This is a genomic window from Gordonia hirsuta DSM 44140 = NBRC 16056 (genome assembly GCF_000333015.1).
GTDB lineage: Bacteria > Actinomycetota > Actinomycetes > Mycobacteriales > Mycobacteriaceae > Gordonia > Gordonia hirsuta.
In genome coordinates this window covers 56,284-69,239 of record NZ_BANT01000029.1, presented here as the reverse complement: position 1 = coordinate 69,239, position 12,956 = coordinate 56,284, and the positions used below count along the sequence as shown (strand labels likewise).

Genomic DNA, 12,956 nt, shown 5'->3' with positions numbered 1-12,956 from the left:
TGTGAATGGTCTATCTCGAATCGGATCCTGATGCGGCTGCGTCAAACCGGACCACGAAACCTTTCGTCGAGGATACCCGCCAGCCCTTTGCGCGCCTTTCGAATAATGACGGTCTTTCTAATTCCGGCCGCCAATTAGAAAGCTGCGGTCGGCGAGCGGTAGCCTTCCCGTCAATCGAATGGAAGTGGTTTCTCAAGGAATGCGGAGTTGATGGCCAACACCGAATCGATGAAGGTAAACCGTCCTCGGCGTCCGACTCTCGACCTGCACCGGCTGGAGCAGTTCGTTGCGGTCGTCGAGTGGGGTTCCCTGACCGATGCGGCTGCGGAACTCAAGGTGACCCAGCAGGCGTTGTCGGTGGCGATCAAGGCGCTGGAAGAGCAGTTGGGCGTCACCCTGTTCGTCCGGACCCGAGGCATGCGCCCGTCTCCGGCGGGGCGACGGCTCTACGAGAGTGCGCAGGTACTCCTGGCGGGTGCACACAAACTGGTGCCCGATGTTCAAGCGGTGGCCCAGGAGCGCCGGGAATCCATCACCGTGGGATATACCCCAGCCGTGTCCTCCATGGACGTCTTCGACACAGTGGGCACTCTGGTGCCCCCCGATGTCTTGCTGAGCGTCGAACGCCTGTTCCCGTCGACACTTCGGACACGGATGCTCGCCGGCGAGCTCGATCTCGCGCTGCGCCGCGGTATTGCGACACCGGAGGGGTTCGCTAGTCATGTGATCGGCCATCATCGGCTCGCAGTTGCGCTTCGAAGTGTAGATGCTGCCCGGTTTGATGGAACCGCTATTTCGCTGCGAGAGCTCACGGATGAGACGTTAGTCCTTTGGGCACCAGAATCGCGCTCGAGTTTCTCGGCCTTCCTGCTGGCTCAGTGCCGGCGTCTCGGCTTCGATCCGGCGGCGGAGTCGAGCCGCTTCCAGGGACTGGATGCGGCTGCGGCGCCGCTCGCTCATGGCAATGGGTACTCGCTGGTCGCTACGGACCCGGGCATCTACTTCGGTGGACGTGTCACCGTCCTGCCGCTGCGCGAGGAGATCCTGTCGCCGGTCCAGGCATTGTGGCTGCCGACCACCCGGACGGGTGCTGCCGGCGAGCTGATCGAAGCGCTAGAACGCCGGAACGGCGGTGCCGGGTGACGGGATGGTTCACGCAGACGATCGTCGAGACCGGACGTCTTCCGCTGTTCTCGATGATGGCAGGACTGCTGCTGGCATTCCTGTTCATCCGGTTCAGCACCCGGATGATCCGCGCCGAGGTGCGCTGGTGGCCCGGAAACGTCACGCCCGGCGGTCTGCACGTCCATCACATCGTCTTCGGCCTGGTCATCGTTTTGGTTAGCGGCTTCTCGCTCGTCGCACTGGCCGATTACCACACACCGGTGGCCAATGTGACTCTTGCTGCTGGTTTCGGGATCGGTACGGCGCTGGTTCTGGACGAGTTCGCGATGGTGCTGTACCTGCGAGACGTGTACTGGACGAGCGAGGGCAGAGCCAGTATCGATGCGGTGTTCGCGGCTTTGGCGATAACCGTTCTCTTCATTCTCGGTCTCCACCCGGTGGGTTTGTCCGGCGAGTTCAGCGACTATGCCGCCGATCGGCAACTGTCGACGCTGGTGACCGCGATCGTGGTGCTCACAGTCCAGTATGCGCTAGCCGTGGTGGTCCTGTTGAAGGGGAAGATCTGGACCGGGCTGATCGGTTTGTTCGTCCCAGTCCTGCTGATCGTCGGGGCCTGCAGGCTGGCCCGGCCGCAGTCACTCTGGGCGCATTGGTTCTACCGTGCGACTCCAGGGAAGCGGCAGCGGTCGCTCCATCGGGAGCGCCGATATCGCGATCCGGTGCTCAACCGCAAGATCCGCATTCAGGAAGCCGTCGCAGGTCGATTCGATCTCGATATCCGTGACGATGACACCGTGTCGTCGTCATCTAACGTACAGAAATGGAGTAAGTCATGACTGAGCCCACCACGGGAGCGCCCATCCAGTCGACCAAAGCCACGCTGGCACTGGTGTTGGCGATTGTCTCGTTGGTCATGCCGTATGTCTGGTTCATCCTGGCTATCGCTGCGATAGCCCTCGCGCGGGTGGCGCAGACGGAGATCATGCAGTCTGGCGGCCGAGTACTTGGTGCAGGCCGGGCCCGTGCCGCTGCCATCGTCGGCTGGATCGGTCTGGCGGGTGGACTGTTTGTCACCATCGCCCTGCACACGGTTCTGCAGTAGACCGTTGAAAGTTGACGATGAATCTCCGTATCGTGACCCGTAACAAATGCCTGGCCAGTGTAGCGACGCTGGCGCTGCTGCTGGTAGCGGCGTGCGCACCCGTGGTCGACGGTGCAGCGGTGCGGCAAGGCTCTGCCGCACCTCCGGGGCCCACCGCAGTCTCCGAGCCGACGCGTAAACCGTCGAACGTTCCTATGCGCAAGCTGGCGCCCGGCGAACGGCCGCCGCAGTTCATTTTGTTCTCGTTCGACGGCGTTGGGGTCACCCCGAACTGGGATGAATTCTTGAAGGCGGCTGACGAGACAGACGCCCGGTTCACTGCGCTGATGACGGGGCTGTACTTTCTCACGGACGAGGCCCGCCACAAGTACCAGGGTCCCGGACACCGACCGGGTGAGTCATCGTTGGCTTTCGGCGGTACCAAGGCAGAGGTCATCGAACAGATCGAATACCTGAACGAGACCTGGTATGCCGGCCACGAGATGGGGACGCACTACGTCGGGCACTTCTGTGCCGGTACTAAGCATCCCGGTACAGATTGGACTGTCGCGGACTGGGATCATGAGCTCGATCAGTTCTTCTCGTTGATGAAGAACTGGCGGGCCAATACCGGGATCAAGAGCGGTCCTGATCTGGTGTTCGGTACCGATGTGGTCAAGGGAGGCCGCACCCAGTGCCTGGAGGGGTCGCCGCGAACAATTTTTCCGGCATTGCTTCGGCATCATATGACCTGGGATTCGTCTATGCCAGCCAAGCGCACGGGCATCTACTGGCCCAGCATAGAGCGCGGTATATGGGAGTTTCCGATTCCATACGTGTATTCGCCCCCGCTGAAAGCCTCGCAAACGGCACTCGACTTTAACTTCTGGGTGACGTACAACGGCGCCAAGAACCGACCGAAGGATGCGCCCAAGATCCGGCAAATTGTCCGCCAGACCTATGAGTACATGTATCAGCGCGCCTTCGAGGGCAATCGAGCCCCGATCGTGATCGCCAATCACTTCAACGACTGGAGTGGCAACGCCTTCAATCCGGCGACGTGGGACTTCATGCGTAACACCTGCGGTAACCCCGAGACGATCTGCGCGACCTACCAGGATGTGATCGCGTGGATGGAGCTTCAGGATCCTGAGGTTCTGGCGGAACTGCAGAGGCAGGCGCCGGTCGCGGTAGACGCCGCGCACTGAACCGGGCCGGTCCGTCAAGAGGCAGGTGGGGGAGACTCCGGCTCGATTCCATCCGGATCGGCCTCGACTTCGCTGCGCCTGACCTCCATCCGGAACCCCAGAACGACGGACGCGATCAACGCGACCGCCACGACGGTCTCGGCGATGAAGAACGAAGTGAAGTCGATGATGGAGCCGATCGGCGGATCGCCGGGGAGTGCTCCGCGCAGGGGGATGAGCGCGAACAGGATCGCGGCCATCATGGAACATGCGGGGAAGATGAGTGCCTTCTGGTAGCGCAGCACGTAGTTGCTCGCGGTGACGACGGCGATACTCAGACCGAGCATCAGCAGCATCACGAATATGGCAAAGACCAGGGTCGGGCGGGATCGGCTCGACTCTAGACCAATCATTACGAGGTGTTCCGGTTGGCCGGGAGCGGCTATCGCCTGCGGGATGTTCCGAAAGAACGGGTCCGCGCTGGAGACCAGGACTGAGACAGGTACCGGTCGTCCGTCAGCCTTCGCCGAAAAGTAGATCTTCGACGAATAGTGGTCAAACGGGTAGTCGGTGACGGTGCCGTTAACGGCGAAGTCGACCGGGGTGTCGGGTGCGATCGAGCCGGCGCCGATAGTAAATTTCGGGTTCCGTAGCGCGGACGTGGTCACCTCGAGACTGCTGCGGGGTGTGCCGTCGTCGTTGGCGAGTTTCCCGGTCGGCTCAACCACGACGATCTCGGCGTGGAGCCGCTCCGTGCCGGTGTCGAGCCGGTTGAGCCATACCTGGATGCTTACTCGATCCGGGGATCCCGCGGCTCCGAATTGAGCCGCATAATCTTCATTACGATGAGTGAGGTAGAGGCTGACGCTGGCCGTTATGACGATGAGGAACGCTATGGCGAGAAGTGCTGTTCTGCGCATGATACGTCATCTGCTCTCTCGGCGGAGAGTTTAACGTCGCTGCGCGCTGTGCGAAGCCCTGCTGATAGTCTCCAGCACCGTCATGAATTGAGGATTATTCGGGGTAACGAGAGATACGTGATTCGCGCCCGGAATCATCACGAAGGTGGATCTTCCGCCGCGCTTCTTAGCAGCGGCAACGTAGTTCTGGCCGAGTACCGCTGGTACGGTACGGTCTGCATCGCCATTAATGGCGATAGTCGGAATCGACGGATCGATGTTCTGAATCGGGTCGACCATGGCGTAGCGCTCGGGGATGTCGTCAGGGGTGCCGCCGAGAGCGCCGACGATGGCTTTGTCGCCCATTTCGACGGCGGTGACCATATCCACCGGACCGGAAATCGAGATTACCTGGCTGGGCCGGAATTTGGGTTTCGCCCCGACTTCGTTGTCCTTCAGATTATGCCGGGTGCCGGCCCACATCGACAGCTGGCCACCGGCGGAATGCCCGGCGACGACGACGTCGTCCAGATTGACCGACGGATTCGCCCGTTGGACATTCGGGATGTAGTCGAGTGCTGCGGCGACGTCGGCGAAGGTCGTCGGCCAGCCTCCGCCGGCGCCCACCCGTCGGTACTCGACGTTGTATACGGCCATGCCGCGCTCGGCGAGGCGCTGAGCGAAGGTTACGAAAGAGTCGGCGCCGATCTCTGACTTCCAGGCCCCCCCGTGGATGAGCACGACGAGTGGTGTGGCGTTGTCAACCCTTTCACCGGGCGGGAGGAAGAGGTCGACCCAGTTCTGATCGTTGTCGCGGTCCGCGGTAGTGGTGGGGTACTGGTAGCGGATTGGCTCCACGTTGGTCGATGCCTCGATTTTGGTGAAGTCGTCTGCGGCCTGGCCGGGATCGGCGGCGACCGCCGCAGTGGTGTCGTCTGCGGCGGTCGGATCGCCGGCTGAACACCCGGTGAGTAGGAGAAGGGCGGTCACGGCGATCGCCGCGGGAAGGTGCTTTGTTCGTTTGGTACGCAAGGCTGATCGGTTCTTTCGTTACGAAACGGCGCCGTTGAGCGTGGACTTATGGACGACACCGCGTTCGACGCCCCATCGCTCAGCGATCCGATGGAGCTCTCCGGTGTCAATCAGATGCTGGATCGCCTCTTGCAGAATCGGACCCAATGAGGAGCCCTTCTGGACTGCCAGGGCGTACGGCATCGTGTCGAAGGCATGGCCGACCGGAACGAGCTTCCCGGCGGACTTCTTTGTGGCATACAGGATCACCGGGGAGTCGGCCGAGACGGCTTCGATCGCTCCGCGCTGGAGAGCGCGGAAGGCTGCATCCTCGGAGTCGAACGGAACGATCTCGAGGGGCTTCTCGGAGATCGCCTCGCAGGCCCGGCTCTTTGCTGGAAGTTCGAGAGTGAACTGCGTGGTGCCGGATTCTGCGCCAACCCGCAGTCCACAGGCGTTACCCGGGTCGACCTGCTTGTCCGAGCGGGCTGCCCACTGCGTTCCAGCCCGAAGATAGGTGACCAGGTCGACCTTCTTCTCGCGCTCCTTTGTGTCGAAGATTCCGCGGGCCCCAATATCGACCTTCTCTGTGGCCACGTTGTCCAGGATCTGGGAGAACGGTACCTGCCGGTAACCGGCATTGACGCCGACAAGTTCGGCGATCTTATCCATCAGATCGACGTCGAACCCGGTGGGTCTGCCGTTCGCGAGCGTCACCATCGGCGCGAAGCCACCTTCGGTGGCGATACGAAACTCTCCGGAATCCCGGATCTCAGCAGGTAACCTGCGCTTCAGCACTCCGCTGTTGAAGGTGGTCGATTCCGTTGCGGAGCTGGTCGGGTGTTGCTCACCGGTGGTGCCGCATGCGGAAAGGCCAAATGCCAGAATCGCCGCGGTTCCTGCGAGTAGGACCCGTTTGACTGCGGTGACTTCCGCCATTTGCTATGTACTCCATTGTCGAAGTGCGTCGATTCATTCGCAGTATCACACGCGGTGGAATGAGCCTCCAACATGACAATTTCTATGTGGCTGCCCACAATTGCGATTTGTGGACTGCCTGCTGAAGACCCCGTGGCGCTCTCTCGCAGGAGTTCGCCCCGGGGTCGTCCCTCCGTGGAATCTCAGCGGGTGGTGTAGCCGCCGTTGGCGAAGATTGCCTGTCCGGTGATCCACCAGCCCTGCGAGGCGAGGAACAGCACGATGGGTGCGATGTCCTCGATTTGCGTCTTCTGGTTCCCCATACCCTGCGACTTGTGGAATGCCACGCGCTCGGGTGTTTCCTGGCCGTAGAAAAACGGGGTATTCATGGGGCCAGGCGCCACGGAAGTGACGGAAATGCCGCGATCGGCGAATTCCTTCGCCGCGGCCCGGGTGAATTGCTTGACCGGGACTCGCCGCCCGCATACGTCGAGTATCCGTCGGTGAAGCCACCGAGCAGGGCGGTGACGATCGTGGTGACCTTTCCGCTATCGGCCAGATTCTGGCCGGCCGCGTTGATGAAGAAGTAGGCCGACTTTGCGTTGACGTCGAGCATCTCGTCGTGCTCGGCCTCGGTGGTGTCGAGAATCGGCTTCCGGAGGATCTTTCCGACCGTGTTTACGGCGACGTCGATCTTTCCGATTCCAGCCTCGGCTTCTGCGAACAGGCGCGCCGTGTTCTCAGGCACCGTGAGGTCGGCCTGGATCAGCACGCCACTACGGCCGCCGGCTTCGATGGCGGCGAGCGTCTGCTCGGCATCGGCCCGACTCGCCTCGGAATTGAAGTGGATCGCGACGTGGGCGCCAGCAGCGGCTGCCTGTCGGGCGATGAGGCCGCCCAGGTCCTTGCCGTCGCCTGCGATAAGAACGTTCTTGTCTGCCAGTGTGCGCTCGCTCATTCGGCTTTTATGCCAAAAAAATGTATCAGTATACCACTGATATAGTCGATACTATATCGACGTGCCAGAACCAACGGCAAGTGACACGCGCGAAGAACTGATCATCGCAGCAGCGGGCCTGATCGCGGGGTCGCCCGGCGAAGATTTCTCGCTCCGGGCGGTCTGCGACGCGGTCGGTGTCAAGTTGCCGACGCTGTATCACTTCTTCGGTTCCAAGCAGGGCCTCATCGACGCCGTTGTCGAGCGTGGCTTCGACGACTATCTGGCGGCGAAGTCGGAGCTGGAGGCTTCCGGCGACCCGATCGGCGATCTGCGTGCCGAGTGGGACGCGCACGTCGATTTCGGCGTGCAGAATCCGGGCTCCTACTCCCTGAGGTATCGCGCGCTGGCAAGCTCATCGAGATGATCGGAAGAGGCGGCGCGAGTGCCGGGCTGTGGATGCTCGTTCACGTGCCCGGCGCGCTGATGCGACCGGCGATGCGCGGCTTCGACGCCGTCGTTAGGCGCCTCTACCGGTCATATCTCCGCAAGGTGGTGCAGGATCCCGACACCGCGGATCGGTTGACTCCTTCCTTTGGTTTGTTCGGCAATCGCCCAACGTTGAACTCGTCGTTCCCTCGAGCGTTCAACGAGCCTGGCGTGGAGTTGGTTACCGCGCCCATCGACCGCGTCGTGCCTGAAGGAATACGGACGTGCGACGGATAGCTCCACGAGTTCGATTGCATCATTAGCGCCACGGGCTGGGAACCGTTCAGTGAGCCATCGAGCTATCCCGAGGGACGCGTAGTGGGTGCCGACGGCGTCGACCTCGGGCAGTGGTGGAGTCAGCATGGAATGCAGGCGTACGAGACGGTAGCGGTTCCCGGCTTCCCGAATCGCTGGATCATCGTCGGCCCGTACGCTTGGACTGGTATCGGGTGTCATTCCCTCGCCGAGAACGCGGTGCTGCATGCGGTGCGAGCGATGACCCTTGCCCGTGGCACTGGCACTGTCCGTATGGAGGTGCGCCACGATGCCCTGCGTCGCTTCATGGACCTCATGTGGCGCAACGGCAGGAACCTTCGCTACTACTTCACCCAGCTCAACAAGGGTGTGCACTCCTACTGGGTGAACGGCGCGGGGGAGATCCCGATCCTTCGGCCGACAACGCTGTCGGCAGCGCGCCGGGCGTCCGAAGACTTCCCGATATCACTGCCGCAGAGGTCCAGTCCTTTCTCGCGCCGTACGTCGATCCGCTTTACACTGAGGAGTTCCACTTCACCCGTCGCTGGCTTCGCCGCGCGGCGAGCAAGGCGCTCGATGTCACCGGTTCGGGGTACCGCACCAGCCGGAAGATGTCGGTCCCGCGCGAATACACTATGCTCTTCCGGGTACTCCTAGGCGTCGTAGGGGTTAGTTCACAGATGGAAGCCACTGCGCCATATCGCGCGCTAATAGCGGAGTGGACCCGAGACTCCCCGGTCGGCGGTTAGGCCGCGTCGTCAGACGTAGCGGGGATGTGCCGTCTACCGGCAAGTATCGCGACAGATGGCTCCGGGCAACAGGATCCTCGACAGACCGCGATACCCGTGTCAGTTCGGCTGCAGGACGTTGAAGCCGGTGAAAGTGGCCAGCTCGTCGGGCAGGATCACCGAGCCGTCGGGCTGCTGGTGGTTCTCCAGGATCGCCACCAGCCAGCGGGTGGTGGCCAGCGTGCCGTTCAGGGTGGCGGCGGTCTGCGGCTTGCCGTTCTCGTCGCGGTAGCGGGTGGCCAGGCGCCGGGCTTGGAAGGTGGTGCAGTTCGACGTCGAGGTCAGCTCGCGGTAGGTGTTCTGCGACGGGACCCAGGCCTCGCAGTCGAACTTGCGTGCGGCCGAACTGCCTAGATCACCGGCGGCCACGTCGATCACCCGGTAGGGGACGTCGATGGCGGCCAGCATCGACTTCTCGAAGTCGAGCAGTCGCTGATGCTCGGCTTCGGCGTCCTCGGGCTTGCAGTAGACGAAGCCCTCCACCTTGTCGAACTGGTGCACCCGGATGATGCCGCGGGTGTCTTTTCCGTACGAACCGGCTTCGCGCCGGAAGCACGACGACCAGCCGGCGTAGCGCTTGGGGCCGTCGGACAGGTCCAGGATCTCGTCGGAGTGGTATCCGGCCAGCGGGACCTCGGAGGTGCCGACCAAGTACAGATCGTCCTCCTCGAGCCGGTAGACCTCGGCGGCGTGGGCACCGAGGAAACCGGTGCCGCTCATCACCTCGGGCCGGACCAGCACCGGCGGGATCATCATGGTGTAACCGGCCGCGGTGGCCTTGGCCGCCGCCATGTTCAACAGCCCCAGCTGCAGCATGGCGCCGGGGCCGGTGAGGAAATAGAAGCGGGAGCCGGACACCTTGGCGCCGCGTTCCATATCGATCAGGCCCAGCGATTCGCTCAGCTCCAGGTGATCGCGGGGGTCGGCGATCTCGCGCGGGGTACCCACGTGCTCGAGCACCACGAAGTCGTCCTCGCCGCCCGGCGGGGTCTGTGGGGCGATGATGTTCGAGATCGCCCGGTAGGCGTGGTCGAAGGTCTGCGCGGCCTCGTTCTGCCGGGCGACGGCGGCCTTGACCTGCTCGGCCAGGTCCTTGCCGCGGGCCAGCAGGGCCGCCTTCTCCTCGCCGGAGGCCTTGCCGACCTGCTTGCCCAGGCCCTTCTGCTCGGCGCGCAGCGCATCGGCCTCGCCGATCGCGGTGCGGCGCACGGCATCGGCGTCGAGTAGCCGGTCGACGAGCTCCGGATCCTCGCCGCGCGCACGCTGTGAGTCGCGGACCAGCTCGGGGTTCTCCCGCACGATCTTCAGGTCAATCACGACTCAAACCCTACTCGGGGCGCGTTGCCGGTGGGCACCAGGCATGATGGACGACGATGAGCTCTGTGGAAGTGGAAACGCAAGACCCCGACGGCGCCGTGCGCAAGCCCCGGGCGTCGGCGCCGCGATTGATCGCGGCGCTGGTGGCGGTGCTGGTCGGTGCCGTGGGTGCGGCCGGGGTGATCGCCTGGCGCGGGGGATTCTCCGAGTCCGGTGGTCTGCATTCGACGGTGATCGGCGAGGGTGGCTCCTACACCGAGACCGACTTCACCCGATCACAGGCCGGTGACTGCCTGACCTGGACCGGCGAGGCCGCCGGCACCCCGACCAAGGTCAGCTGCGTCGAAGCGCATCGTTTCGAGGTGGCCGGGACCGTCGATACCGCTCAGTTCCCCGGTGCCGAGTTCGGTGCCGGAGCATCGTGGCCGGGAGGCGAACGTTTCGCGGAGATCCGGGACGAGCACTGCCCCGTGGTGGTCGACCGCTACCTCGGCGGCGGCCTGGATCCGCAGGGTCGGCTGGCGGTGGGGTTGATGTACCCCTCGCTGGCGCAGTGGGATCGCGGAGCGCGCGTGCTGCGGTGCGGGATCGAGCAGCCGGGCCCCGGCGGCGCGCAGATGGAGTTCACCGGTCGGGCCGCCGATACCGACCAGTCGTTCGCCTGGCCGGTGGGCACGTGCATCGGGATCGACGAGGCCACGCGCCAGCCGACCACCCAGCCGGTGGACTGTTCGGCGCCGCACGCCTTCCAGACCACCGGGCTGGTGGATCTGTCGCAACGCTTCGGTGCCCGCGATTCGGGGAAGCCGTGGCCGGATATCGCCGCGCAGAACGAGTACCTGAAGAGCATCTGCCCGAACCGCACCAACCGTTTCCTCGGTGGCGAAGACAAGTTCCGCGCCAGCACCCTGAACGTGCAGTGGTCGGTGATCTCCGAGGTCAGCTGGCTGGGCGGGAGCCGCCGGGTGGTGTGTTACGTGGCCCTGCCCGATCGCGGAGGCTTCGCCAAACTGGTCGGTGATGCCCGCGAGCAGTTGCTGATCAACGGCAAACTTCCGGTCCCGCCGCCGCAGGGGCCGCCCGGCCGGGCGCTGCCCACCCCGGTCCCGATGCCGCCCGGATACGACAGCAGCGACCAGGAAGTCCCGGCCCCGGGAGGCGGATAGCAGTGGCAGTAACCATGTCCGACGCGGATTTCGAGATCCTCGTCGGAGAAGCGCTCGACCTGCTCCCGGAGGAGCTGATGAAGGCCATGGACAACGTGGTCATCATGATCGAGCCGTTCAATCCCGAAGACCGCAATCTGCTCGGCCTGTACACCGGCGTTGCCCTGACCCGGCGCACCACCGAGTACGCGGGCTTTCTGCCCGACACCATCGAGATCTACCGCGACATCATCCTGTCGATCTGTCACAGCGCCGAGGAGGTCCGCGAGCAGGTGGCGATCACCGTGCTGCACGAGATCGGCCATCACTTCGGGATCGACGATCAGTGGCTGCACGACCACGGGTGGGGCTGACCGGACGCACCGCCCTCGCAGCGGTCGACCCGCTCAGGCCGCCGTGGTGGTCAGCCGCCGGCGCAGTTCGTCGGTCAGCATGAGCAGCCGGCTGTTGCATTCGCGGACCTCGTCGGAGACTCTGGCGTGCAGCGCGGGATCGTGGTCCGATTCGGCCTCCAGCGCCGCATCCCGGATGCGGTCGAACGACAGGGCGATATCGGCGATGTGCTGCAAGACGGCCTCGTTATCGCCGCTGGAGGCCAGGAAGGGCGCCCAGCGGCTGAGGAGGTCCGACAGCAGTGCCCGCTCGCGCAGGACGAGATCGCGCAGCTGCTCGAGCTCGTCGTCGTACCGCTGGGGATCGATCTGGTAGGCCGGTGGGGTCAGGCTGCGGGTGATCACCTGCCCGCGCGAGATCTCGCTGGCGTCGTCGTCGGCCAGGGCGTGCAGGAACTCGGTGAAGGCCAGCCGGTTGACCGGTGCCCAGCGTCGGGCCGTCGAGCGGGCCAGCACCTTGTCGAGGACGAAGACGGTCAGGAGGAAGGTGACGAAACCGGCGGCCAGACCGGAGAGGATGACTACTTCCTGCCAGATCGCCGAGGCCACATCGAGCCAGATGATCACCGTGGTCACGACGGTCGCGGCCACGCCGACGGCGATCTGGTTGACGCGCTGCCGGTTCAGATGACTCGCCAACTTACCTCATGCCTTTCTGCTGGTCCACCGACTGCTCCGGGATCCAGTATCCGATATGTCCGTTACCCTATCCCGCGCTGCTGACCAGGGGGTCGGCTGCCGGTGGCTCAGCCGAGCGGCTCGTCGTCGTCGGTGACGAACTCGGTCACCGAACCCCAGCGCCGCAGTTCCCATCCCTGCGGCGTCAGTTCCAGTTCGACGCTGTCGGTGTTGCGCAGATGATTCTTGAACGCGAAGTCCGACTCGACGCCGGCCAGGTGCGCGGCGACCAGCCGGATGGCGGCCCCGTGGGAGACGACGTACACATCGCGGGGATCGGCGGATAGCAGGTGCCGGTCGGCGAGGTCGTTGATCACCGGCAGGTAGCGGTCGCGCAGCATCTCCAGTGATTCACCGCCGGGCAGACGGGTGTCCTGGTCGCCGCGGTACCAGGCTTCGACCACGTTGCGGAAGAGCTCGTGCGCCTCGCGATCGCTGCGGCCCTCCAGATCGCCGGCCTGCACCTCGTGGACGTCGTCGATGGCGGCGGTGTCCACATCCCAGGCCGAGGCGATCAGCTCGGCGGTCTGCCGGGCCCGGTGGGCATGGGAGCTGAGCAGCACCGCCGGTGCCGACAGCGGATTGTTCAGTCCGAACCGGATGCCTTGGCTGGCACCGAAGTCGGTCAGGTGCGCACCGGGCAGGGCGGTGTCGAGTTGCTGGCGGATGTTCGCGGTGGTCTCACCGTGGCGAACCAGAACCAGGCGGGCCAT

At 64.0% G+C, this 12,956-nt stretch carries 13 protein-coding genes and 1 pseudogene; 7 read left to right on the top strand and 7 right to left on the bottom strand.

The window, feature by feature from the left end:
* Positions 1 to 210 precede the first annotated feature (210 nt).
* From GOHSU_RS11280 to GOHSU_RS11265, 4 genes are read left to right on the top strand one after another with little or no spacing between them, the layout of a single operon-like run.
* Positions 211 to 1,143, top strand: a complete 933-nt coding sequence (locus GOHSU_RS11280; protein ID WP_005941467.1) for a LysR family transcriptional regulator — start codon at positions 211 to 213, stop codon at positions 1,141 to 1,143.
* Positions 1,140 to 1,961, top strand: coding sequence for a hypothetical protein (locus tag GOHSU_RS11275; RefSeq protein ID WP_005941464.1), 822 nt, complete (start codon positions 1,140 to 1,142; stop codon positions 1,959 to 1,961). The genes GOHSU_RS11280 and GOHSU_RS11275 overlap by 4 nt, the downstream gene beginning before the upstream one ends.
* Entirely contained in the window at positions 1,958 to 2,227 is a 270-nt protein-coding gene (locus GOHSU_RS11270) for a hypothetical protein (RefSeq protein ID WP_005941462.1), read from the top strand. Before GOHSU_RS11275 ends, GOHSU_RS11270 begins: the two co-directional genes overlap by 4 nt.
* Positions 2,228 to 2,244: 17 nt before the next feature.
* Positions 2,245 to 3,414, top strand: coding sequence for a polysaccharide deacetylase family protein (locus tag GOHSU_RS11265; protein WP_005941459.1), 1,170 nt, complete (start codon positions 2,245 to 2,247; stop codon positions 3,412 to 3,414).
* 14 nt (positions 3,415 to 3,428) lie between these two features.
* Here the strand turns inward: GOHSU_RS11265 and GOHSU_RS11260 are convergent, their stop codons facing one another.
* The 4 genes and pseudogenes from GOHSU_RS11260 to GOHSU_RS11245 all read right to left on the bottom strand — a co-directional run bounded on the left by GOHSU_RS11260 (position 3,429) and on the right by GOHSU_RS11245 (position 7,179).
* Positions 3,429 to 4,313, bottom strand: coding sequence for a DUF4436 family protein (locus tag GOHSU_RS11260; RefSeq protein WP_005941455.1), 885 nt, complete (start codon positions 4,311 to 4,313; stop codon positions 3,429 to 3,431).
* Between the two features lie 30 nt (positions 4,314 to 4,343).
* On the bottom strand, positions 4,344 to 5,282 hold the full coding sequence (locus tag GOHSU_RS11255) for an alpha/beta hydrolase family protein (RefSeq protein WP_245551720.1): 939 nt from the start codon (positions 5,280 to 5,282) through the stop codon (positions 4,344 to 4,346).
* A 60-nt stretch (positions 5,283 to 5,342) separates the two neighbouring features.
* Complete coding sequence (locus GOHSU_RS11250) at positions 5,343 to 6,242, bottom strand: transporter substrate-binding domain-containing protein (RefSeq protein WP_005941450.1); 900 nt, start codon at positions 6,240 to 6,242, stop codon at positions 5,343 to 5,345.
* 182 nt (positions 6,243 to 6,424) lie between these two features.
* Positions 6,425 to 7,179: pseudogene (locus GOHSU_RS11245) on the bottom strand (SDR family oxidoreductase).
* 61 nt (positions 7,180 to 7,240) lie between these two features.
* Between GOHSU_RS11245 and GOHSU_RS11240 the strand changes: the two are divergent.
* Positions 7,241 to 7,585, top strand: coding sequence for a TetR/AcrR family transcriptional regulator (locus GOHSU_RS11240; protein ID WP_005941444.1), 345 nt, complete (start codon positions 7,241 to 7,243; stop codon positions 7,583 to 7,585).
* 1,165 nt (positions 7,586 to 8,750) lie between these two features.
* Here GOHSU_RS11240 and serS read toward each other — a convergent pair.
* Entirely contained in the window at positions 8,751 to 10,007 is a 1,257-nt protein-coding gene (gene serS, locus GOHSU_RS11230) for a serine--tRNA ligase (RefSeq protein ID WP_005941420.1), read from the bottom strand.
* Between the two features lie 56 nt (positions 10,008 to 10,063).
* On the opposite strand from serS, the gene GOHSU_RS11225 reads away from it, so the two are divergent.
* Together GOHSU_RS11225 and GOHSU_RS11220 are read left to right on the top strand one after the other, a co-directional pair.
* On the top strand, positions 10,064 to 11,173 hold the full coding sequence (locus GOHSU_RS11225) for a septum formation family protein (protein ID WP_005941418.1): 1,110 nt from the start codon (positions 10,064 to 10,066) through the stop codon (positions 11,171 to 11,173).
* A gap of 14 nt (positions 11,174 to 11,187) precedes the next feature.
* A complete protein-coding gene (locus GOHSU_RS11220) occupies positions 11,188 to 11,526 on the top strand; it encodes a metallopeptidase family protein (RefSeq protein WP_005941415.1) in 339 nt (112 codons plus the stop codon).
* Positions 11,527 to 11,559: 33 nt separating this feature from the next.
* Here the strand turns inward: GOHSU_RS11220 and GOHSU_RS11215 are convergent, their stop codons facing one another.
* The gene (locus GOHSU_RS11215; RefSeq protein WP_005941412.1) at positions 11,560 to 12,204 is read right to left on the bottom strand and encodes a hypothetical protein; all 645 of its coding nucleotides are present in this window, start codon (positions 12,202 to 12,204) and stop codon (positions 11,560 to 11,562) included.
* 107 nt (positions 12,205 to 12,311) lie between these two features.
* Entirely contained in the window at positions 12,312 to 12,956 is a 645-nt protein-coding gene (locus GOHSU_RS11210) for a histidine phosphatase family protein (RefSeq protein ID WP_005941409.1), read from the bottom strand.